Genomic DNA, 19,749 nt, shown 5'->3' on the forward strand with positions numbered 1-19,749 from the left:
TAAACCGGCGCACGACTCTTCATAATCCTGCCGAGCATCCCCGCGCTCTGAGCTTGCCAAGAGGCCGATCATGCCAGCGTTCGTGACTTTCGGGCGGATCCTGTTCGCCGTGCTGTTCATCTACACCGGCGCGACCAAGCTCTTTGCTATCCAGGCGACGGCCGACTTCATCGCCACCAAGGTCGTGGTGCCTGAGGTGATTGCGCCTTACGCCAAGCAGGTCGAGACCGCGACCGCAATGACCACGCCTCAGCTGCTGGCGATCGCCGTCGGCGGCCTCGAGATCGTCGCGGGGCTGATGATCGCGCTGAATTTCGGCGCGCGGTTCTTCGCGATGCTGCTGATCATCTATGTCGCGGTCGCGACCGTGCTGTTCGACGACTTCTGGAACCAGGCGCCGCCCGAGAATGCAAAGATGGTGGTCGACGCGCTCAAGAATCTCTCGATCATCGGCGCATTGTTCATGCTCATGGGATACGGCCGCACCACGCGCCCGGCCGAGGCCGCCTACGGGGACGTATAGCGCCTACGCCCTACGCCAAGGTGTGACCGTGACGTCATGCGCCGCGTCGAGCAGATACGGCGCGGCCGGCTGCATCCCGTGGGACGCCAGCACCTCGTGCGGCGTCCGCTGGGGCACGCCGACGAAACAGCCTTCGCCGCCGGGCAGGCGCACGTGCGGAGCTTCCGACAGCCAGAACGTGTCGTAACGGCCCATGAATATGTCGAACACGGAGGGGCCGCCGATGATGGCGACCATGCCGGAGGCGACGTCCGCAAAGTCGCAGGCATCTTCGAAGCTCGCGTGTTCCGGATTCCACAGCGTCGCGTTCGGCATCTCCGGATCGACGGTGAGAGCCTTGATCTTGCGGGTCAGGATCAGCCGCTTGCGCTTCGGCGAGTTCGGCTGCTGTTCATGCGAGTTGCGGCCGTGCACGATCACCGCGGCGCGATCGAGCGCCTGCTCGAAGAACAGCTTGTCGCCCTCGAACTTCAGGCTGTCGGGCATGACGTGACCCGCGTCGGCGAGCATGCCGTCCGCTGAGACGATGACGTAGCCTTCGATCCGGAAAGACAATGGCCGTCTATTCGGAAACGGTCGTCACCACCGAGTTGACCGGGCGCTGGCTCACCGTCGGCAGCTTGGCGTCCTTGAGCAGCTCCTGGTCGTACTCGGGCAGCGTCGATGCCGGGAATTTGGCGCGCATCGCCACCACCTTGTAGCCGCCGGCCTTCAGGCGCTTGAGCAGCTCGGGCAGGGCCTCCGCGGTGTGCTTCTGGAAGTCGTGCATCAGGATGATGCCCTTGCCCTTGGTGTCGAGCTTCTTCATCACGGTCTCGACCACCTTCTCGGGTTTCGAGGCCTTGAAGTCGAAGGAGTCGATATCGCAGGAGAAGATCGCGGTGTTGCGGTTGCCGAGATAGGTGACCATCTCCGGCGGATGCTGGAGCGCCGGGAAGCGGAAGAACGGCGAGGGCGAGATGCCGCCGAGCGCCCACTTCACCGCGGACAGGCCCTTCTCGATCTCTTCCTTGCGCTGCGCTTCGGTAAGTTTCTTGTTGTTGAGATTGGCGTGCGACCAGGTGTGGGTGCCCACGGTGTGGCCGGCCGCATAGACCTGCTTGAGGATTTCCGGCTCGTAGGTCGCGTGCTTGCCGATCGAGAAGAAGATGCCGGTGGTGCATTCGTCGGCGAGCGCCTTCAGCACCGCGGGCGTGTTCTTGGGCCAGGGGCCGTCGTCGAAGGTCAGCACCACCTCCTTGTCGCGCAGGAAGTCGAGGTCCTTGAAATGCTCGAAGCCGAAGCCGGGGCCACCGGTGGTGTCGATCTCGACGGTGCGGGCGACACCGAGCGCGCCCGGCGTGTTGCAGGCCGCGCGGGCCGGTTGCGGCGCTTGCTTGGGCGGGGGCGGATTGACGAAACCCGCTGGCGCGGCGGCTGCCGCGGGAGCGGCAGCCGGAGCCGGGGCGGGCGTTGCCGCAGCCGGCGTTGCTGCCGGGACGGCTTGCGTCGCGGCTGCGGGCTTTGCGGCCGGAGTCTGCGACCATGCCGCGCCGGTCATGGCCAGGGATATCGCGCTTGCCAAAATCAGTCCTGCCGCCACGCGCATGGTGTTGTCCTCGAGATTGATCCCGTTGTTCCGCCGCGGCTTTTCGCCTCCGGCAGAAATCATCCTGCCCCAAACGATCCTAGCCTAGATGGTGGGCTATCGCCATTGCAACGGCTGTTTGGCATCCCGCCAGAATTGTGCCCAACCGGATCGGGCGCAACTTGCGTCAACTGTCGGCCAGCACCCTGGCGACGGCGGTCTTGATTCGCGTGTCGGCCGGTTCGACCGCGGACGGAAAGACATCGGCGATATAGCCATCGCGGCCGATCAGGTATTTGTGGAAGTTCCAGCGCGGAACTTCCCGCGGTCGCGCCTCTGCCGCCCATTTGTAGAATGGATGCGCCTTTGCCCCGATCACGACGGCCTTGGCCGCGACCGGGAAGGTAACACCATATTGGTGGTGCGCGGTCTGCGTGATCTCGCTGCTGCCGCCGGGCTCCTGGCCGCCGAAATCATTCGAGGGAACGCCGATCACGGTGAGCCCGCGGGCGCGAAACTCGGTCCAGATCTCCTGCAGGCCGGCATATTGCGGCGTGTAGCCACAGAGCGAGGCGGTGTTGACCACCAGCAGCGGCTTGCCGGTGAAAGCGGCCAGGCGGATCTCGTCGCCGGACAAAGCGGGGAAGGAGAAGGCATAGGCCGAGATCCGGCTCATGCCGCCATCGGCGAATGCACGCGTGACCGGCATCAGCGTGCCGGCCAGGGCCATGGTGAGAACGGTCCTGCGGTTCATCATGACGGCATCCCCCGAAATGATCCGGGCGCATGTTACTCCGCCCGCGCGATCCGCCTCGTCAACACCGCGTTATCCGGCGCGGCGACAGACTAGTACAGGCGGACGATGAAGTCGGTGCCTTCGCCGGTCTCGCCCTGGTTGATGCCCTGGTCGGAGATGATGATGGAGCCGCCTGACGTCAGCATCTCGTTGATCTTCGCCATGGTGTCGGCAGGGATCGAGATACGGTCGAGGGCCGCAGCCGGGCTGTCCGGCGTGACCACGGGCTTGGAAGTCACGGGCTTGGCGGCGACGGGGATCACGGCAGCGCCGCGTTCGCGGCGCGTGAGCCGGCCGTCGTCCTCGCGTGCCGCGGAACGGGCGGAGACGGGCAGCGACACCACCGACCAACGCAGTGCATTGGTATCGGTCTTGTCGAGTTCGGCGGTGAAGATATGGGTGCCGAGCGGCCGGTCGCTGGTGGCGATCGTGACCGGCACCTCGAACAGCGGCGCAAAATTCTGCCGCACGTAGAGCTTGGAATCCTTGCGGCTGATGAAGACGGCGATCTGGCCGGTCCGCTTGGGCGCTTCCGGCTTTGCGACCGGCGCCGGATCAGCAACGCGGCCTTCGTCCTTCTTCGCGTCGGGCGAGGCGGCGAGCGCAGGTGCCGGTGCATCGATCGTCTTTGCGGAGTCCGCTGCTTCCGTCTTGACCGGCTCGGCCTTGCCGGCAGGCTTGTCCTCGTTAGCCGGCTTGTCTTCCGACGGCGGCTTGGCCGCGTCAATTGCCTCGGCCGTCTTGGCCTTGTCGGCCGGGGCGGCGGCTTCCTCGTGGGCTGGCGCAGTGCCCGTGGTCACATCCGACATCACGGTATGGCCGACGGAGGCGCGCAGCTCGAGCATGCTGTCGGCGCTGGCCGTCTTGGTCTCGGTGGGCTTGGTCTCGACCGACGCGGTTTCGGCGGCTTTGGTCTGCGCGGCGCCCTTGTCGGCCTTGTCGCCGACATTGCTCTGCGGCTCGAGGCTCGCGGCAGGCTGTGGCGGCACGCGCACCGAGGCGAGCAGGGGATGGGAGAAGCTGTGCGGCGTCATCTCGCCGGGCGCGACGATGACGCGCGCGCCCATCCTGGTCCAATTCCACATCTTCACCGCGAACGCCATCGGCATGCGGATGCAGCCATGCGAGGCCGGATAGCCCGGCAACGCGCCGGCATGCATGGCGACGCCGGACCAGGTGATCCGCTGCATGTACGGCATCGGCGCGCCGCTGTAGATGTTGGAATGGTGGAATTTGTGCTTCTGGATGACGCTGAACACACCCATCGGCGTCGAATGGCCCTTCATGCCCGTGGACACCGGAGATTCCGCAAACACGCCGTTGGTGTCGTAGACCGTCACCTTCTGCCGGTCGATCGAGACGACGATGACCAGCGGCCCTTGTGGCTTTGCGCCGACTTGCTTTTCGGCGACAACCTCTTTCTTGCCGTCGCGCTTCTGCGGCTTCTGGCGCGGTATCTCGGGATGCCGGTTTTGCCGGGCGTAATAGGATCCGTCGGAATAATCCGTCCAATAATAAAATGCTGCGTTTGCCTGGCTGGTCGCGCCGATCGCGCCCGCCGCCGTCAAAATGGCGACCCGCCACAGCCGCGCCGGCTTGGCAGAAAAACCCGACCCGTTCACGCTGTTCATCCTCGAATCCATATTCCAATCAAACGTTAGTCTCGCAAAGGGGATACGCGTTCACCACCAGGGCGGTTCTGCTATCAGCGACTTTTGTCCAAGACGTAGCAAAAAAGCCTCACAGAGCGGTAAACGGCGGCCGCCTCTGCCCGCCTGTCGTCTTCCTGTCGGGCTGACGCGTTCCTACATTGCGGGGACTTGTTACCGGAGAACTTCATGTCATCTCGTTTCCCTGGTCTTGCCGGCATCCGCTTGAAAGGTCTCGCCTTATTCCTCCTGGCCCTGGCCGTGCCGGCGGCGTCCGTCCAAGCTGCCGACGAGCCCGATCTGATCTTCCGCCGCTCCACCGTGTTCAAATGGATGAGCCCGAACGACAAGCTCGCGACCTATGGCCTCGACGATCCCGAAGTCGAGGGCGTCGCCTGTCATTTCACGGTGCCGGAAAAGGGCGGTTTCAAGGGCTGGCTCGGCCTTGCCGAGGAGGTGTCGGACATTTCGCTGGCCTGCCGCCAGGTCGGCCCGATCAAGTTCAAGACCAAGATGGAGCAGGGCGACGACATGTTCCGCCAACGCCGGTCGCTGTTCTTCAAGAAGATGCAGATCGTGCGCGGCTGCGACACCAAGCGCAACGTGCTGGTCTACATGGTCTATTCGGACAGGATAATCGAGGGCTCGCCGAAGAACTCGACCTCGACCGTGCCGATCATGCCTTGGGGACCGGCGGACGCAAACGTCCAGAAGTGCGACGAGTTCTTCACACACTGACCGCTTGCGTTTACACAGTGATGCGCTTGCGTTTACTCAGGGACAATGACGCGACTGGCCTGCGGTTTGACAAGATGCGAGCCGGTCAGCCGCACGAAGGCTTGTGGCGCGGCCTCAAAGCCGCGGCCGGACTGCAGCGACATCGCGCCGGCTGAGGCGACGCGACTGGGTCGTTGATCTCCGCCGTCCGTCGGTTGGTCCGCCTCGCGCGGCGTTGCGCGATCTTGCGCCACCATAATGGCCATCCCTCAAGTGAGCGCGCCCGGTGATCCGGGCGTCCAGGTTTCGATGGCTTGGGTCGCAGCCGACGCGCGCCCGGTTCGACAGGACCAGCCTTCGTTTGCCGCTGCATTCGCAGGAAAACGTAAAATGCGTGTGAAGCGGGTGCGGCGGGAGCATGACGGCGGCTGCGTCGAGTGTGTTCGCACACCGGAGTGGGAACTTGGCAGGCCACCTTGAGCTCTGGCGAGACCTCACTGAAATGGTTGGCGTTTTCAGAGAATTGTGTCGTCGTCTCGGACCGGACGAAACAATTCTCACGGAGATGAAACCATTTTCGGCTTTTGGCGCATCACGGGCGAAACCGCCCATGGTTATCAGCTTCACAACGACGAACGGCGCACCGCCGGCCACCGAATTCGGAGACAAGACCATGCGCGCGCTCAGCTTCATCCTTGCTTTCGCTTTCGTGGTTGCCGGCTCCTCGTTGGCGGGCTCGCCGGACGGCAATCTGCCCGGCGTCGGCACCTTCCAGTACAGCGGCTCGCCGGTCACCGTCACCACGTCGCAGCCGATCGTGGTTGCCGCGCGCTTCTGATCGACAACAAGAAAATTCAGCCGATAAAGGCCGTCATGATCGTTCGATTTTGCGCCGCTGCGTTCGTCTCTGTTCTGACGATCAATGCCGCTCAGGCGCAGGTGCGCGCGCCCACCAGGTTACCGAATCCCCGCAGCGAGTTCGTGCGCCAGTGCGCGCCGCGCATGATCGGCCGCTGGGAGCACCCGGAGGCAGTCTGCGGCTGCCTGCACGATCACGCCGCGGCCGCCGTCGAGGATCGCGACCTGCGCGAAGCGCTGTTGCGCGGCATCAGCGAGACCGGCGTGCCCACCATCGAGACCGACTGGGTTCCGGCTTCCAAGCAGGGCGAGATCGGCCCGACCTTTACCAAGATCGCCAAGCCAACCCTGCAATGCATGTTCGATCCGGCGAAGTAGGTTCTCAGGCCATCATTTTGTTTTCGGCCCCTGCCGCGGCACGCAGGAGCTCGTGCGCGAGACGCCCTTGTCGGTCATCTTTGCGCCGCGCACTTCCTTGACCTGTCCGGCAGGGCAGGTTCCGTCGTCCACCAGCACGCGCTGGCCGAGCTTCAGATCCACGATGTCCTGCTCGCGTCCGACCGTGGCGGCATGCGCCGCAGCGGCAAGCGCGATGGAGATCAGGAGCGAGAGGCAGGTCGCGTGGCGGAGTGACATCATGAAGGCTCCCGGAATCGATGACGCAATGTAGGGAGCGGCGAGCGATTCTAATAGCCAAGCTTGCTTATGCCCGCCGAACCGGTTTGCTTTTCGCGCGCAAGGCTGACCGCGATTCCCGCGCGAGCCGTTCGGCAGAGGCTACGAGTTGTGGAACTGCGTGGCCGGAAAATCCCAGCACGAAGCCGGGCAGAGGGCGCGTGCGCGAATAGGTGTCGGCCAATAGCCAGCCCTCCGCGCCGCCCGCCTGCTTGGCTTGCGCGGCCACCGACAGGTCGACCGAGGGATCGAACCGGGCGACGAGATGCAGGCCTTGTGACGGCACCGGCACGGATAGCGCGCCATCGGATGCGGCTTCCAGCGTTTCGGCCAGCACATCGCGCGCCTCGCGATAGAGTTTTCGCACGCGCTTAAGGTTTGCGGCGAACGCGCCCGAGTTGAGCATGTCGGCCACCGCGCCTTCCATCAACGTGCCCGGAAAGCGGTCGAGCGCCGCGCGCGCAGCCGTCACGTCCGCGATCAGGCGCTCGGGCAGGGCGCAATAGCCGATACGCAGGCCTGGAAACAGCGTCTTGGCAAACGTGCCGAGGTAAATCACGCGCTGGAGACGGTCGATGCCGGCGAGCGACATCAAAGGCGCGCCATCATAGCGAAACTCGCTGTCGTAATCGTCCTCCAGGATGAAGGCTCCGGCCTGCCTGGCCCAGTCCAGAAGCTCGAGCCGCCGCGGCATCGACATCTGCACGCCCAGCGGAAACTGATGCGACGGCGTGACATAGGCCGCACGCGCGGACGGCGCCGCGGCGCGGCCCTTGGCGATGCGCATGCCGTGCTCGTCGACGGGAACGGGCACGGCGCGATAGCCGCAATGTGCAAAGGTCTTGCGCGCGGCAGGGTAGCCGGGGTCCTCGCACCAGACCTGGTCGCCCGCTTTGAGGATCGCGCTCAGCACGATGCGCAGCGCGTGCAAAGCGCCCGACGTCAGCATGATCTGATCGGGATCGCAGCGCAGCCCGCGCGCCGACAACAGATGTTCGGCGATCGCCGCGCGCAGCTCGCGGCTGCCGCGCGGATCGCCATAGTGAAGGTGCTCGGCGCCGAAGGCGCGCATGCGGCGGCCGACGAAGGCGCGGAAGCGCTGCACCGCGCGCTCGTCGATATGCGTGCAGCCGAGCGCGAACGCGCCTTGACCGGGCGTTTCGACGATGACCTTCGGCTTGTTCGGTTCGGCCGCGCGCGCAGGGATGCGCGCGGCGACGAAGGTGCCGGAGCCGACGGTGGCTTCGGCAAAGCCGTCGGCGATCAGGCGCTCATAGGCGGTGACGACGGCGTTGCGCCGAAAGCCCGTTTGCTTCGCCAGCGTGCGTGACGGCGGCAGCGGCTCGCCAGGCTTGACGAGGCCGGAGACGATCATCTCACACAGCGCCTGATAGAGCCGATGCGCGGCTGAAGCGCCGGCCGTGACGTGCGGGCCGGTGAGATCGAGCGACAGCTCGGTCTTGGCCGGGGAGGGGAGAGAATTGGTCGGAATTTTTTGCATGGAATTGGAACTATCGCAGACCAAATGCGCCGCTACAACTACTCCGGATCTTTCCAATCCGATCAGGAGCGGCCGTGAGCCAGACCGAGACCACCAATTCCTATCCGCCCTCCGCGCGCAGCCAGGTGAAGCGCCGGCACGATCGCGGCTTCTACGATCACGACACGGTTCATCGCATCCTGGATTCCTCGATGCTCTGCCATGTCTCCTACGTGATCGACGGCCAGCCCTATTGCACGCCGACCTTCTTCTGGCGCGAGGGCACCAGGCTCTACTGGCACGGCTCGAGCGCAAGCCGGATGTTGCGCAGCCAGACCAAGGGGGAGCGCGTGTGTCTCACGGTCGCCCATCTCGACAGCCTTGTGCTGGCGCGCTGCGGCTTCAACCATTCCGCCGACTACCGTGCGGTGATGGCATTCGGCACCGCCTATCTCGTTGCCGATCCCAGCGAGAAGGAGCGCGCGGTGATCGCGATGGTCGACCGCTTCTTCCCGGATCGCACCGCGAGCCTTCGGGCCAGCAACACGCAGGAGATCAAGGCGACGTCTTTCATCGCGATGGAAATCGAGGAAGCCTCGGCCAAGATACGCGCCAAGGGTGTTGCTGACGACGACGAGGACTATGCGTTGCCGATTTATGCCGAACGCATCCCGGTGCGCACCGTGATCGGCGCGCCGGAACCTTGCCCGCGCCTGCTCGACGGCGTCACGCGCCCTGCGACGTTGAAGGGCTATTCCGAGGGCCGGCTGCTCGAAGATGCATTGCGGGATGCTTATTTAGTGGAGTACCCGAACGGCTGAAATCGGTTAGTTTGCGCACTCCTTGGGACCATTGGAATGCCTGGAGTTGCCTGATGAATGCCGATACGCAGCAGAGGATTCTCGACGCCGTCGATGCCGGCTTCGAAGCCCAGCTTGCCACCACACGCGATTTCGTCGCGATCCCTTCGACCCGCGGGGCGGAGGGGCCGTGTCAGGACATGATCGGCGACCTCCTGCGCGAGCGTGGCTATGAGGTCGACGACTGGCACATCGATGTCGATGATCTCAAGGATCTGCGCGGCTTCGGCCCGATAGAGCATGATTTCTCCAAGGCACGTTCGGTGGTGGGCACCTACCGTCCGCAAACGAACAGCGGCAAATCGCTGATCCTGCAGGGCCACTGCGACGTGGTGCCCGCTGGCCCGCTGGAATTGTGGGACACGCCGCCGTTCTCGCCCGTCATCAAGGACGGCAAGATGTTCGGCCGTGGCGCCTGCGACATGAAGTCCGGCACCATCGGCGCGCTCTATGCGCTGGATGCGATCAAGGCCGCGGGTTTCAGGCCGACGGCACGGATCCACTTCCAGTCGGTGATCGAGGAGGAGAGCACAGGCGTCGGCGCGCTCTCGACGCTTCAGCGCGGCTATCGTGCGGATGCCTGCTTCATTCCGGAACCCACCGGCGGCAAAATGGTGCGCTCGCAAGTCGGCGTGATCTGGTTTCGCCTGCGCGTGAAGGGGCATCCGACGCACGTGGCGTTCGCCGGCTCCGGCGCAAACGCCATCATGGCCGCCTATCATTTGATCCAGGCGCTGCAGAAGCTGGAGATCGAATGGAACGAGCGCGCCAAGGCTGACAGGCACTTCAAGACGCTCAACCATCCCATCAACTTCAACCCCGGCATCATCAAGGGCGGCGACTGGGCTTCCAGCGTGCCGGCCTGGTGCGATGTCGATTGCCGCATCGCCGTGTTGCCGGGCTGGTCGATTGCCGATCACCAGAAGGAAATTCTGGCTTGCGTCGCGGCCGCCGCGCGCAACCATCGCTTTCTCGCCAACAATCCGCCGGAGGTCGAATGGTCGGGCTTCCTGTCGGAAGGCTATGAACTGACCGACGCCGCCGCGCCGGAGGCTGCGTTCGGCAAAGCGTTCGGCAAGGTCTATGGCGGCGCGGTCGAGGACCTCGTCTTCACCGCGCTCACCGACACCCGCTTCTATGGCCTCAACGAGGGCATCCCGAGCCTGTGCTTCGGCGCCAGCGGCGGCGAGATGCACGGCTTCAACGAATTTGTCGAGCTGGAGTCGCTGAAGAAGACGACCAAGGCGATGGCGCTGTTCATCGCGGAATGGTGCGGGGTGGAAAAGGCATAGCTGCGGTCGCCGATCTCGTAGGGTGGGCAAAGGCGCCCTTGCGCCGTGCCCACGAGTCTTATGCGACATAGCCAGTGCGTGGGCACGCTCCGCTTTGCCCACCCTACGGCACCTTGGCTGGAGCGCTCAGCTATCTGTCCCCTAAATCCTTTAAGCTTAAAATAAAGACTAGGATGCGGCAGTGACCGGTGGCAGACTGGCGGCCGGTTCGCGAGTCCTCGGGAGTGATAATGCGCGATTGGGATGATGCTTATGCCAATTCGGCCCATATCCCCGGCTCTGACAAGATGCCGGCGCAATGGGCGGAGCGGGCGGCGGCCTACCGGGCCGGGCTGAGGAACTTTCGCGCCGACATCGCCTATGGCGCCGGCGAGCGTCAGAAGCTCGACCTGATCCTGCCCGACGGCGACAGCAAGGGTCTCGTCGTCTTCGTGCATGGCGGCTACTGGATGCGGTTCGACAAGTCGACATGGACCGATCTCGCCGAAGGTGCGCGGCACCATGGCTGGACGGTGGCGTTGCCGAGCTACACGCTGACGCCGGCCGCACGCATCTCCGACATCACCGCCGAGATCACTGGTGCGATCGCCGAGGCGGCCTCGCTCGTCTCCGGTCCGATCCGGCTTGCCGGCCATTCCGCCGGTGGCCATCTCGTCACGCGCATGCTGTGCGACGACAGCCGGCTCGAGCCTGCCGTCTTCAACCGTATCGCCGGCACGCTCTCGATCAGCGGCCTGCACGATCTGCGTCCGCTGCTGAAGACCCGCATGAACGAGACGCTCGGCATGACGATGGAAGAGGCGACGCTGGAAAGCGCGGCGCTGCACCTGCCGCGCGGGCATTCGCCGGTGACAGCCTGGGTCGGTGGCGGCGAGCGGCCCGAATTCATCCGCCAGTCCGATCTGATTGCCAATATCTGGACCAGCTTTGACGTGCAGACCCGCCTCGTCGTCGATCCCGGACTGAACCATTTTACCGTGATCGACGGACTGAAGGATCCGTCGTCGCCGATCACCGCGCGCCTGATCGGCCTCGACTGAGCAAAGCCAGGGGAAGATCGTTCGAAAGGGCCTGCCCATGACGTCCAGCGATTACGATCCTGCAAACGAAGGCGCCGAGACCGATTTCGCCCGGCGGATGTCCTACGGCGACTACCTGGCGCTGGATGCGATCCTCGGCGCGCAGCATCCGCTCTCCGAAGCGCATGACGAGATGCTGTTCATCATCCAGCATCAGACCACGGAGCTGTGGATGCGCCTTGCCATCCACGAACTCAGCGCCGCGCGCCGCGCCATCGCCAGCGACGAGGTGCAGCCTGCAATGAAGATGCTGGCGCGGATGTCGCGGATCTTCGAACAGCTCAACAACGCCTGGGACGTGCTGCGCACCATGACGCCCAGCGAGTATACGCGCTTCCGCTCTCAGCTCGGACAGTCCTCGGGCTTTCAGTCGCGTCAATACCGGCTGATCGAATTCCTGCTCGGCAACCGCAATCACGCCATGCTCAAGCCGCACGAGCACGATGTGGAGACGACGAAGCTGCTCGAAGCCGAACTCGCGACACCCAGCCTCTATGACGAGGTGCTGCGGCTCGCCGACCGCAACGGGCTCAAGATGCCGGCCGCGGTGCTGGCTCGCGATGTTCGCGAGACCCACAGCTTCAACGAAGGCGTGCTGCAGGCCTGGCGCGTCGTCTACGAGGCGCCGGAGACGCATTGGATGCTCTACGAGCTTGCCGAGAAACTGGTCGACTTCGAGGATTATTTCCGCCGCTGGCGCTTCAACCACGTGACCACGGTCGAGCGTGTCATCGGCTTCAAGCGCGGTACCGGCGGCACCGGTGGTGTCAGCTATCTCAAACGCATGCTGGAGGTGGAGTTGTTCCCCGAACTCTGGCGCGTGCGAACGATCCTGTAGAAGTGGCCATGACCAAATACCGCGTCTATGACGACACAAAAGCTCTGTTCGACTTGCCGGATGGCGTGATCTATCTCGACGGCAACTCGCTTGGCGCGCTGCCATCCGGCGTTGCCGAGCGCGTCAACCGCGTCATCACGACGGAGTGGGGCGTTGAGCTGATCCGCGCCTGGAACACCGCGGGCTGGTACGCCCAGCCGCGCCATGTCGGCGATCGCATCGCGCGACTGATCGGCGCGGAAGCCGGCTCGGTGATGGTCGGGGACACGCTGTCGCTCAAGGTCTATCAGGCTCTTGCCGCCGCGCTCGACATGAATGCGTCGCGCAAGATCGTCCTGTCGGACACCGGCAACTTTCCGACCGACCTCTACATGGCCGAAGGCCTGATCGCCACGCTCGGGCGCGGCCATCAATTGCGTCTGGTTGCGCCGGAGGAGATCGAATCCGCGCTGTCGGAGGAGGTCGCGGTGCTCTACATCACCGAGGTCGACTACCGCACCGGCCGCCGCCATGACATGGCGCATCTGACTGCGAAAGCGCATGCGCTCGGTATTGTCACTGTCTGGGATCTCGCGCATTCCGCCGGCGCGTTGCCGGTCGATCTCGCCGGAAGCGGCGCCGATTTCGCGGCGGGATGCACCTACAAATACATCAATGCCGGCCCTGGCGCGCCGGCCTTCCTCTACGTCGCACGGCGCCACGCCGACAGCGCGCGCGCTGCGCTGTCGGGATGGATGGGTCACGCAAAACCCTTCGCATTCGAGCTTGCCTATGCGGCCGCGGGCGGCGTCGAGCGCATGCGCGTCGGCACGCCGCCGGTGCTGGCGATGGCAGCGCTGGAGGCCTCGCTCGACATCTGGGACCGCGTCGATATCGCGGAGGTCCACGCCCGCTCGCTGGCGCTCGGTGACTTGCTGATCGCCGAAGTCGAACGCCGCTGCCCGTCTTTGAAGCTGGTCACCCCGCGCGCGCATGATCGCCGTGGCTCGCAAGTCTCCTTCGCCTTCGACGGCGGCTATGCCGCGATGCAAGCCCTGATCGGGCGTGGCGTCATCGGCGATTTCCGCGCGCCTGACATCATGCGGTTCGGCATCACGCCGCTGTATATCGGCGAGAGCGAGATCGTGCGGGCGGCGGAGATCATCGAGGAGGTGATTTCAGGCGAGGTGTGGCGACGACCGGAATATCAGGTCGTAAACGCGGTGACGTGAGGGAGGCAGTCTCTAACGGCGTCATTGCGAGGAGCTCTTGCGACGAAGCAATCCATAATCCCTGCACCGAGGGATTCTGATTTGCTTCGCTTCGCTCGCAATGACGGCGGAGAGATCAGGGGCGCTGGTCCCACAACGCCGTCACGATCGCATCAAGCCCATTCGTCAGGGCCGCCGGTCCCGGCTGCAGTATGATTGGTGACTTGATCTCGACGATGCGGTCGTCGCGCACAGCCGGAATCTCATTCCAGCCATCGCGCTGCTTGATGCGGGCAGGCACGACCTTCTTGCCGCACCATGATGCGAGGATCACGTCGGGCGCAGCCCCGCGCACCGCCTCAACCGAGACGATGCGATCCTTCGCGGCCTGCCGATGGCGCAACTCCGGAAACACATCTGCACCGCCGGCGATCTCGATCAGCTCGGAGACCCAGCCGATGCCCGAGATCAACGGATCGTCCCATTCCTCGAAATAGACCTTTGGTGGCGGCGAGGGGCGGGGCATTGCGGCGGTCGCGGCAAGGCGCCTTTCGAAACCTCGCGCGAGTTCCTCCGCGCGTGCGGACACACCGACCAGCGCGCCCAGAGTCCGGATCATTGCGAGAATCCCGGCGACGTCGCGCTGGTTGAAGACGTGGACGTCGATGCCGGCGCGGACGAGGTCGGCGGCGATGCCGGCCTGCAGGTCCGAGAAGGCCAGCACCAGCTCCGGTTCCAGCGCCAGGATCTTCGGGATGTCCGCGGAGACGAACGCCGACACCCGCGGCTTCTCCCGGCGCACCTGCGGCGGGCGGACGGCGTAGCCGGAGACGCCGACGATGCGGTCCTGCTCGCCGAGCAGATAGAGCGTTTCAACCGTCTCTTCGGTCAGGCATACGATGCGGCGGGGCGGGAAATGGCGCATGGGACAAGCATATGCGCAAATACGAGAGCCGATGTCTGCACGGCCATTACCTCGAACGTCATTGCCTTGCTACGCGAAGCCATTCACGCTGACACAACAATGGATTGGGAGGACATCTGATGACGCCGCTCGAGAAACTTAAAGCGATGAAGATGCCGTTCGCCGAGCTCAAGGGCGTCGAGTTCGTCGAGGCCGAGAAGGACCGCGTGGTGGCGCGGATGACTGTCCGGTCCGATCTCTGCACGCTTCACCACACCATCCATGGCGGGGCCGTAATGGCGCTGGCCGATTCCGTTGGCGCGGCCGCGACCGTGATCAACCTGCCTGACGACGCCAAGGGAACGACCACGCTGGAAAGCAAGACCAATTTCATCGGTGGGGCGAAGGAGGGAACCACCGTCATTGCCACTGCGACCCCGGTTCACCGGGGCCGGCGGACCCAGGTCTGGACCACCCGGCTGGAAACCGAAGACGGCAAGCTGGTCGCGGTGGTGACCCAGACCCAACTGGTCCTCGGATGAATACGGGGCCTTGATCTCATTAACGATTCGTCGTTCCTCATGCCCGAAACTTGGGCAGGTTCCCGGCTTGAAAAGTATGTTGCGACGCACAATATTGGGGACCTAGGGATTCGAACGCCTCCTCGAGGGACACCAAGAGGAGTTTTGACGTGGCACTTGAAGACACTACCCGCATGCCGTCCGTTCCGGGCTATGTGCGGACCCTGAGCCAGCTGGAAGAATTGCCGCTTCTACGCGATCACCTGCTGAGACTCGATGCCGAAAGCCGGCACGATCGCTTCAACGGTTTTCTCGACGACAGCTTCATCGAGCGATACGCCGCGCGCTGTGCCGAGGATGGCACTGTGATCGTCGCTTACATCGTTGACGGCGTTGTCCGCGGTGCGGCCGAACTGCATCCGGAGGAAGACGATTCTCTCCCTGAAGTCGCCTTCAGCGTGGAAGCCTCTGCACGCCGCCAAGGCGTCGGCACCGTGCTGTTCCGCCGCCTGATCGCGGAGGCGCGCTGGAAAGGCTATAAGCGCCTGCGCATCACCACGGGCGCCGAGAACCAGGCGATGCGGGCGCTCGCAAGGAAGTTCGGCGCGCATCTGGCTTTCCGTCACGGCGAATCGACCGGCACCATTGATCTCGCCAAGACACCTGAGGCCGAGCTCGCCGATCTCGCGGCTTCGCCCTTTACGGCCGGGCGCGCTCTTCTCAGCTTCAACTCGACCTGCTGGAAGATCATCTCCAGCATGTACGGCAATCGCGCCGCCTGACCTAAAAAAGCAGGACCGGAATCAAAAAAGCGGACCGGCAAAACCGGTCCGCTTTTGTATTGGGTGGAGAACCGGGGGTTCAGGTGCCGGTGCGCTTGTCGTTGCCGAAACGGCGGACGACGCGGCGTTCGACCACGACGGAGCGCTGTGCACCCTGTTCACCGGCGATCACGCGCGTCGCAGTGATGCGGCTGTTCGTGCGCGCCTGCTTCTTCACCTCGGCCTGCACGACATCGAGCGGCATCCCCATCAGGGCTGCGGCGATCTCGGCCTGCTGCTCATGATCGTCGGTGATGCCGATGGCGGCGAAGATCGCCTCGTCCAGAGTGGGCGGATCATGGCGGACGCGCCGCGTGCCATATTTGGTATTCCAGTCTGCGCTCATAGCGGCCTCGTTCTGATGCCGGGATACCTAGTGCCACAGATGTTGCATTGCAATATGAAATTGGTGTGGCATCTCAGCTATGCACCGGTCGGGTGTCAGGGTAGTGACGCGACACCGACATCGATCGCAATCCGTGGTTGCGGCCAGCGCTTCAGGGCGGCGTGTCCGGCCTCGGTGAGCCCGTAAATTCCCCGGTCCGCCCGTTCAAACCAGCCATACACATTGTTAAGCAAGATCTTGCCGGCATCAGGACAATGTTCGCGCAATTCGCGCACGCGCCGCGGCCCGTCAGCGAGCGCCGAGGCGCAGGCCAGCGCCTGTTGCCGATAGGCCGTCATGATCGGCGCGCGGGTACTGCCGCCCAGCACGGGATCGCCCTGGCGGCGCTGATGCTCAGCGACGAGGCGCGAACGGACCTTCGGCTCGCGGCGCGGCGCCGCCGTCGGCGGCTTTACCAGCACCTCGACCTGGCCGCGATCGGTGACGCCGAGCATGCCGAAGCCGAGGCGGCGGCAGAGATTGCGATAGCGCGCGTCGCTCTCGCGTCCCTTGCCGCGGATCGACATCTTTGCCGCGATCCAGACCTCGTCGCCGGCCGGCGCGCGGTCGACCGCCTGCAGGATCAGCTCGAGATTGAAGGCGAGCTTGAGTTCGCCGATCACCACCACCGGCGGATCGCCGGCGCTGAGGCCCACGAGATCGCAGCCGCCGATCTCGCCCTTCACGGTGAAGCCGAGCTCTTCGAGGAAGCGTTTGACGGGCAGGTAGAGTGCGGTTTCCAAGGGAGCGTCCGGTCGGAGAATCAGTCGCGAGCAGTCTAGCCCGGATCGGATTTGGTACTCTGCGCCATTTGATCGGGAACCTGTGGTGCGGTTATCTTGCGAGCGGGATAGTCGGGCGCTCGATGAAGATGACGATCAGGAACGGGCTTTATCACATTCGCATCCAGATGCTGGATGCTGTCCAGGGCGGCAATCAGGGCGTCATGGTGCTGCGCGACGGCACCATGCGGGGCGGCGATTCATTCTTCTTCGCCTACGGCAGCTACACCTCAGCTGACGGCAAGTGGAAGGGCGAGCTGACCAATGAGGAGCACTCGCCCTCGTTCGACGAGCGCCCGGTGTGGGGCCGCAAAATCGTCACCATCGGCTTCAGCGGCACCTACACCGACGAGACCGCCTATGGCGAAGGCATGGCGCTCGCCGGCAAGCAGAGCATCCGTTTCAAAGGCAATCTGCGGCTGTTGGTGCCGGATTGACGGATCTCAGCTTACGAGACGGTCGTAATCTGCGTGCGAGCCGATCCAGAACCAGACATAGGCTCCGTCAGATTCAACCGCCAAAGCACGATAGCGAAGCCCAACTCTAGCGGACCAATATCGTCCGACCCGTTTGAACTGAAGCGAGGGATGCGTGGAGTCGCTCTTCAAGAGCTTGAAGTTGGCATCGGCCAGCCGTCGAACATTGACGGGGAGCGCCTCATAGGCCTTCCAGAATTTCGTCGATGCGGTGTGCTTCACAGGTCGCGCGTTTGGCCGGCGCGATATTCGTTCAGCGCCTCCTCGGCAAGGGCATCGAGCTTGCCCGCATTGACGCCGTGCTCCAATGCCTGATCAAAGCGATCAGCGTCGAACTGCTCGAACCACGCACGAAACCGCGCCAATTCGTCAGGCGTGAGTCGCTCGATCGCTCGCTCAATATCTTCCGTTGTCATCGTTCAAATATAGCAATGCAGGGCGGTTTGGAAAGGTGTGCGAAGCTGGACCTAAACCCGCCCGCCGACCGGGATCAGCGCGCCGGTGACGCCGCTTGCGGCCTCGCTCGCGAGGAACAGGATGACCTCGGCGAGTTCCTGCGGCGTCACCCATTTGGAGAAGTCCGCTTTCGGCATGTCGGTGCGGTTGGCCTTGGTGTCGATGATCGACGGCAGCACCGCGTTCACCGTGACCTTGCCCTTCCACTCGCTGGCGAGCGCCTCGGTGAGACGATGCACGCCTGCCTTCGAGGCCGCATAAGGCCCCATGCCGCTGCCGGCCTGGAGCGCGCCCGTGGCGCCGATATTGACGATGCGGCCGGCTTTGGACGCGGCCAGGTGCGGCAGCGCCGCGCGCGAGGTGTTGAGCGCGGTCAGGACATTGAGCGTGTACATGCGCTGCCAGGTCTTGATGTCGCCGTCGCCGACGGTCTCGAACGCGAAGCCGCCGGCGATGTTGACCAGCGCATCGAGCCGGCCGAAATGCTTGGCCGCCGCATCGACCGCTGTCTTCGCCTGGATTGCATCGGACAGGTCGACGCCTCCGATCTCGATGCGGTCTGGCGTCGCGGCGCCCTGTGAAGGCGCATGATCGATGCTGGCCACGCGCGCCCCGCGCGATCGTGCGAGGTCCGCAACCACCTTGCCGAGCGCGCCGCGCGCGCCTGTCACGATCAGGACCTTGTCGTGCATCATCGTTCTCCCAGCGCGGCGGCCTATGATTGCAGATAGCGCGCCTTCAGTGCGGTCCGCTCTGCTGTGCCGAGCTTGAGCCCATCGCGCAAGTAGGCTTCCAGATCACCGTATTCCTCGCCGACGGCTTCGAACGCAGCGGCGAGATAGGAAGCCTCGACGCTGCCGATGGCATTGCGCACGTCGTCCGGCAGGTCGATGGCGGCCGTCGCATCGCGCTTGTAGTGTTGGTTGGTGAGCAGGTAGTCCTCGGCGATGACGTCATCGGGCACGCCGAGCGCATGCAGGATCAGCGCGCTGGCAAAGCCGGTGCGGTCCTTGCCGGCGGTGCAGTGAATGACCAGCGGCGCGCAATCTTCGAGGAGATGGCCGAACAGGCTGCGAAAGCTGTCCGTGTGGTGGCGGACATAGTTGCGATAGGACTCGCGCATGAGCTCGAGGGCGACCGGCGCGGTCAGCGTGCCCCTCGCGAGTTCGGCGCGCAACGCAGCGACGACGCTCGGCTCGATCGGCAGCGAATGCACCGTGATCTCGTTCACGACGCAGACGCCGGCGGCGCGCTCCTCGACCCCACGGAAATCGAACGCGCTTCGCACGCCCAGCGCGCGGACGATCTCGACATCGGCGGCGGTGAGCTGGCCGAGATGGTTGGAGCGGAAGATGTGCCGCCAGCGCGTGGTGCGGCCATCGGACGTCGGATAGCCGCCGAGATCGCGGAAATTGCTGGCGCCTTGCAAGGCGAGGTGGCGGGCGGGGGAGTCTGACATGGGATCGGCTTCGGTTATGGTTCCATTGGACGCACGAGGCGGCGTCCTTGAAGTCTATTACAGGGGGCGATCATGGTCCGGCACAAGGCCATTCTTTTGGGGGTCACCATGCTGGCAGCTGGAATTTCCGGCGCGCGGCAGGCTGCAGCGCAGACGTTCCAGACCTATCGCTGCAGCGACGGGACGCAGTTCATCGTTGGATTCTATCATTACGACAAGCGCGCTTTTCTTCAGATCGACGGCGAGCCGGTCACGCTCGCCAAGCGGCTGACGGTCTCCGGCATACGCTATTCGGGGGCGGGTATCACGCTGACCATCGGCAAGACCGGGACCACCACGGTCAAGCATCTGAAGCGGCCGGCGGCGACCTGCGCGGTGATCTGAACGGCGTCATTCATGCGAGAATCAAAAAGGGCCGAAA

General features: G+C 64.3%; 26 protein-coding genes. 13 read left to right on the forward strand and 13 right to left on the reverse strand.

Annotated elements, in window-relative coordinates; genetic code table 11:
- Positions 1–70 precede the first annotated feature (70 nt).
- The gene (locus IVB26_RS19095) at positions 71–523 is read left to right on the forward strand and encodes a DoxX family protein (RefSeq protein ID WP_247966919.1); all 453 of its coding nucleotides are present in this window, start codon (positions 71–73) and stop codon (positions 521–523) included.
- A 3-nt stretch (positions 524–526) separates the two neighbouring features.
- Here the strand turns inward: IVB26_RS19095 and IVB26_RS19100 are convergent, their stop codons facing one another.
- The 4 genes from IVB26_RS19100 to IVB26_RS19115 all read right to left on the reverse strand — a co-directional run bounded on the left by IVB26_RS19100 (position 527) and on the right by IVB26_RS19115 (position 4,517).
- Positions 527–1,078, reverse strand: coding sequence for a dihydrofolate reductase (locus IVB26_RS19100; protein ID WP_247966920.1), 552 nt, complete (start codon positions 1,076–1,078; stop codon positions 527–529).
- Positions 1,079–1,085: 7 nt separating this feature from the next.
- Positions 1,086–2,111 (reverse strand): polysaccharide deacetylase family protein, encoded by a 1,026-nt coding sequence (locus IVB26_RS19105; RefSeq protein WP_247973212.1) that lies wholly within the window; start codon positions 2,109–2,111, stop codon positions 1,086–1,088.
- A gap of 166 nt (positions 2,112–2,277) precedes the next feature.
- Positions 2,278–2,847 (reverse strand): glutathione peroxidase, encoded by a 570-nt coding sequence (locus tag IVB26_RS19110; protein ID WP_247966921.1) that lies wholly within the window; start codon positions 2,845–2,847, stop codon positions 2,278–2,280.
- An 89-nt stretch (positions 2,848–2,936) separates the two neighbouring features.
- A complete protein-coding gene (locus IVB26_RS19115) occupies positions 2,937–4,517 on the reverse strand; it encodes a L,D-transpeptidase (protein WP_247966922.1) in 1,581 nt (526 codons plus the stop codon).
- Between the two features lie 207 nt (positions 4,518–4,724).
- On the opposite strand from IVB26_RS19115, the gene IVB26_RS19120 reads away from it, so the two are divergent.
- The 3 genes from IVB26_RS19120 (at position 4,725) to IVB26_RS19130 (ending at position 6,488) form a co-directional block, all read left to right on the forward strand.
- Complete coding sequence (locus IVB26_RS19120) at positions 4,725–5,273, forward strand: CreA family protein (protein ID WP_247966923.1); 549 nt, start codon at positions 4,725–4,727, stop codon at positions 5,271–5,273.
- A gap of 589 nt (positions 5,274–5,862) precedes the next feature.
- Positions 5,863–6,090 carry a hypothetical protein gene (locus tag IVB26_RS19125; protein WP_247966924.1) on the forward strand — a complete coding sequence of 76 codons (228 nt, stop codon included), beginning with the start codon at positions 5,863–5,865 and terminating at the stop codon, positions 6,088–6,090.
- A 35-nt stretch (positions 6,091–6,125) separates the two neighbouring features.
- Positions 6,126–6,488, forward strand: a complete 363-nt coding sequence (locus tag IVB26_RS19130; RefSeq protein WP_247966925.1) for a hypothetical protein — start codon at positions 6,126–6,128, stop codon at positions 6,486–6,488.
- A gap of 12 nt (positions 6,489–6,500) precedes the next feature.
- On the opposite strand, the gene IVB26_RS19135 is transcribed toward IVB26_RS19130, so the two are convergent.
- Both IVB26_RS19135 and pdxR read right to left on the reverse strand, forming a co-directional pair.
- Positions 6,501–6,746, reverse strand: a complete 246-nt coding sequence (locus IVB26_RS19135; protein WP_247973213.1) for a DUF6719 family protein — start codon at positions 6,744–6,746, stop codon at positions 6,501–6,503.
- Between the two features lie 67 nt (positions 6,747–6,813).
- Positions 6,814–8,286, reverse strand: a complete 1,473-nt coding sequence (pdxR, locus tag IVB26_RS19140) for a MocR-like pyridoxine biosynthesis transcription factor PdxR (protein ID WP_247966926.1) — start codon at positions 8,284–8,286, stop codon at positions 6,814–6,816.
- A gap of 74 nt (positions 8,287–8,360) precedes the next feature.
- Between pdxR and IVB26_RS19145 the strand changes: the two genes are divergently transcribed.
- The 5 genes from IVB26_RS19145 to kynU all read left to right on the forward strand — a co-directional run bounded on the left by IVB26_RS19145 (position 8,361) and on the right by kynU (position 13,545).
- Positions 8,361–9,086 carry a pyridoxamine 5'-phosphate oxidase family protein gene (locus IVB26_RS19145; RefSeq protein WP_247966927.1) on the forward strand — a complete coding sequence of 242 codons (726 nt, stop codon included), beginning with the start codon at positions 8,361–8,363 and terminating at the stop codon, positions 9,084–9,086.
- A gap of 53 nt (positions 9,087–9,139) precedes the next feature.
- Positions 9,140–10,417 (forward strand): ArgE/DapE family deacylase, encoded by a 1,278-nt coding sequence (locus IVB26_RS19150; RefSeq protein WP_247966928.1) that lies wholly within the window; start codon positions 9,140–9,142, stop codon positions 10,415–10,417.
- Between the two features lie 230 nt (positions 10,418–10,647).
- Positions 10,648–11,457: an alpha/beta hydrolase gene (locus IVB26_RS19155; RefSeq protein WP_247966929.1), complete on the forward strand. Its 810-nt coding sequence runs from the start codon at positions 10,648–10,650 to the stop codon at positions 11,455–11,457.
- 37 nt (positions 11,458–11,494) lie between these two features.
- Positions 11,495–12,334, forward strand: a complete 840-nt coding sequence (gene kynA / locus IVB26_RS19160; protein ID WP_247966930.1) for a tryptophan 2,3-dioxygenase — start codon at positions 11,495–11,497, stop codon at positions 12,332–12,334.
- Between the two features lie 8 nt (positions 12,335–12,342).
- Entirely contained in the window at positions 12,343–13,545 is a 1,203-nt protein-coding gene (kynU, locus tag IVB26_RS19165) for a kynureninase (RefSeq protein WP_247966931.1), read from the forward strand.
- A gap of 115 nt (positions 13,546–13,660) precedes the next feature.
- On the opposite strand, the gene IVB26_RS19170 is transcribed toward kynU, so the two are convergent.
- Complete coding sequence (locus tag IVB26_RS19170; RefSeq protein WP_247966932.1) at positions 13,661–14,449, reverse strand: cobalamin-binding protein; 789 nt, start codon at positions 14,447–14,449, stop codon at positions 13,661–13,663.
- A 119-nt stretch (positions 14,450–14,568) separates the two neighbouring features.
- Here IVB26_RS19170 and IVB26_RS19175 point away from each other — a divergent pair, with 119 nt between their 5' ends.
- Positions 14,569–14,970, forward strand: a complete 402-nt coding sequence (locus IVB26_RS19175) for a PaaI family thioesterase (RefSeq protein WP_247966933.1) — start codon at positions 14,569–14,571, stop codon at positions 14,968–14,970.
- A gap of 149 nt (positions 14,971–15,119) precedes the next feature.
- A complete protein-coding gene (locus IVB26_RS19180) occupies positions 15,120–15,731 on the forward strand; it encodes a GNAT family N-acetyltransferase (protein ID WP_247966934.1) in 612 nt (203 codons plus the stop codon).
- Between the two features lie 79 nt (positions 15,732–15,810).
- On the opposite strand, the gene IVB26_RS19185 is transcribed toward IVB26_RS19180, so the two are convergent.
- Together IVB26_RS19185 and IVB26_RS19190 are read right to left on the reverse strand one after the other, a co-directional pair.
- Entirely contained in the window at positions 15,811–16,116 is a 306-nt protein-coding gene (locus IVB26_RS19185) for a hypothetical protein (RefSeq protein WP_018317488.1), read from the reverse strand.
- Between the two features lie 95 nt (positions 16,117–16,211).
- The gene (locus IVB26_RS19190; protein WP_247966935.1) at positions 16,212–16,898 is read right to left on the reverse strand and encodes a DUF2161 domain-containing phosphodiesterase; all 687 of its coding nucleotides are present in this window, start codon (positions 16,896–16,898) and stop codon (positions 16,212–16,214) included.
- A gap of 122 nt (positions 16,899–17,020) precedes the next feature.
- Here IVB26_RS19190 and IVB26_RS19195 point away from each other — a divergent pair, with 122 nt between their 5' ends.
- Positions 17,021–17,374: a GrlR family regulatory protein gene (locus IVB26_RS19195; protein ID WP_247966936.1), complete on the forward strand. Its 354-nt coding sequence runs from the start codon at positions 17,021–17,023 to the stop codon at positions 17,372–17,374.
- Positions 17,375–17,380: 6 nt separating this feature from the next.
- Here the strand turns inward: IVB26_RS19195 and IVB26_RS19200 are convergent, their stop codons facing one another.
- Genes IVB26_RS19200 through IVB26_RS19215 form a run of 4 tightly spaced genes read right to left on the reverse strand, consistent with a single transcriptional unit; the run spans position 17,381 to position 19,328 of the window.
- Positions 17,381–17,635, reverse strand: coding sequence for a ParE family toxin-like protein (locus IVB26_RS19200; protein WP_247966937.1), 255 nt, complete (start codon positions 17,633–17,635; stop codon positions 17,381–17,383).
- Positions 17,632–17,829: a hypothetical protein gene (locus tag IVB26_RS19205; protein WP_247966938.1), complete on the reverse strand. Its 198-nt coding sequence runs from the start codon at positions 17,827–17,829 to the stop codon at positions 17,632–17,634. The genes IVB26_RS19200 and IVB26_RS19205 overlap by 4 nt, the downstream gene beginning before the upstream one ends.
- Before the next feature lie 51 nt (positions 17,830–17,880).
- Positions 17,881–18,561, reverse strand: coding sequence for an SDR family oxidoreductase (locus IVB26_RS19210; RefSeq protein ID WP_247966939.1), 681 nt, complete (start codon positions 18,559–18,561; stop codon positions 17,881–17,883).
- 23 nt (positions 18,562–18,584) lie between these two features.
- Positions 18,585–19,328 carry a tyrosine-protein phosphatase gene (locus IVB26_RS19215; RefSeq protein WP_247966940.1) on the reverse strand — a complete coding sequence of 248 codons (744 nt, stop codon included), beginning with the start codon at positions 19,326–19,328 and terminating at the stop codon, positions 18,585–18,587.
- A gap of 72 nt (positions 19,329–19,400) precedes the next feature.
- Here IVB26_RS19215 and IVB26_RS19220 point away from each other — a divergent pair, with 72 nt between their 5' ends.
- Positions 19,401–19,712, forward strand: coding sequence for an MliC family protein (locus IVB26_RS19220; RefSeq protein WP_247966941.1), 312 nt, complete (start codon positions 19,401–19,403; stop codon positions 19,710–19,712).
- Positions 19,713–19,749: the final 37 nt, after the last annotated feature.

Source organism: Bradyrhizobium sp. 195 (assembly GCF_023101665.1).
In the GTDB taxonomy this organism is placed as follows: Bacteria; Pseudomonadota; Alphaproteobacteria; order Rhizobiales; family Xanthobacteraceae; genus Bradyrhizobium.

Coding starts and splice junctions, on each gene's coding strand:
- IVB26_RS19130 (WP_247966925.1), top strand. CDS start 6,126: ATGATCGTTCGATTTTGCGCCGCTGCGTTCGTCTCTGTTCTGACGATC.
- IVB26_RS19220 (WP_247966941.1), top strand. CDS start 19,401: ATGGTCCGGCACAAGGCCATTCTTTTGGGGGTCACCATGCTGGCAGCT.
- IVB26_RS19205 (WP_247966938.1), bottom strand. CDS start 17,829: ATGACAACGGAAGATATTGAGCGAGCGATCGAGCGACTCACGCCTGAC.
- IVB26_RS19175 (WP_247966933.1), top strand. CDS start 14,569: ATGACGCCGCTCGAGAAACTTAAAGCGATGAAGATGCCGTTCGCCGAG.
- IVB26_RS19155 (WP_247966929.1), top strand. CDS start 10,648: ATGCGCGATTGGGATGATGCTTATGCCAATTCGGCCCATATCCCCGGC.
- IVB26_RS19170 (WP_247966932.1), bottom strand. CDS start 14,449: ATGCGCCATTTCCCGCCCCGCCGCATCGTATGCCTGACCGAAGAGACG.
- IVB26_RS19105 (WP_247973212.1), bottom strand. CDS start 2,111: ATGCGCGTGGCGGCAGGACTGATTTTGGCAAGCGCGATATCCCTGGCC.
- pdxR (WP_247966926.1), bottom strand. CDS start 8,286: ATGCAAAAAATTCCGACCAATTCTCTCCCCTCCCCGGCCAAGACCGAG.
- IVB26_RS19150 (WP_247966928.1), top strand. CDS start 9,140: ATGAATGCCGATACGCAGCAGAGGATTCTCGACGCCGTCGATGCCGGC.
- IVB26_RS19195 (WP_247966936.1), top strand. CDS start 17,021: ATGAAGATGACGATCAGGAACGGGCTTTATCACATTCGCATCCAGATG.
- IVB26_RS19115 (WP_247966922.1), bottom strand. CDS start 4,517: ATGAACAGCGTGAACGGGTCGGGTTTTTCTGCCAAGCCGGCGCGGCTG.
- IVB26_RS19095 (WP_247966919.1), top strand. CDS start 71: ATGCCAGCGTTCGTGACTTTCGGGCGGATCCTGTTCGCCGTGCTGTTC.
- IVB26_RS19210 (WP_247966939.1), bottom strand. CDS start 18,561: ATGCACGACAAGGTCCTGATCGTGACAGGCGCGCGCGGCGCGCTCGGC.
- IVB26_RS19125 (WP_247966924.1), top strand. CDS start 5,863: ATGGTTATCAGCTTCACAACGACGAACGGCGCACCGCCGGCCACCGAA.
- IVB26_RS19185 (WP_018317488.1), bottom strand. CDS start 16,116: ATGAGCGCAGACTGGAATACCAAATATGGCACGCGGCGCGTCCGCCAT.
- IVB26_RS19120 (WP_247966923.1), top strand. CDS start 4,725: ATGTCATCTCGTTTCCCTGGTCTTGCCGGCATCCGCTTGAAAGGTCTC.
- IVB26_RS19110 (WP_247966921.1), bottom strand. CDS start 2,847: ATGATGAACCGCAGGACCGTTCTCACCATGGCCCTGGCCGGCACGCTG.
- IVB26_RS19215 (WP_247966940.1), bottom strand. CDS start 19,328: ATGTCAGACTCCCCCGCCCGCCACCTCGCCTTGCAAGGCGCCAGCAAT.
- kynU (WP_247966931.1), top strand. CDS start 12,343: ATGACCAAATACCGCGTCTATGACGACACAAAAGCTCTGTTCGACTTG.
- IVB26_RS19135 (WP_247973213.1), bottom strand. CDS start 6,746: ATGTCACTCCGCCACGCGACCTGCCTCTCGCTCCTGATCTCCATCGCG.
- kynA (WP_247966930.1), top strand. CDS start 11,495: ATGACGTCCAGCGATTACGATCCTGCAAACGAAGGCGCCGAGACCGAT.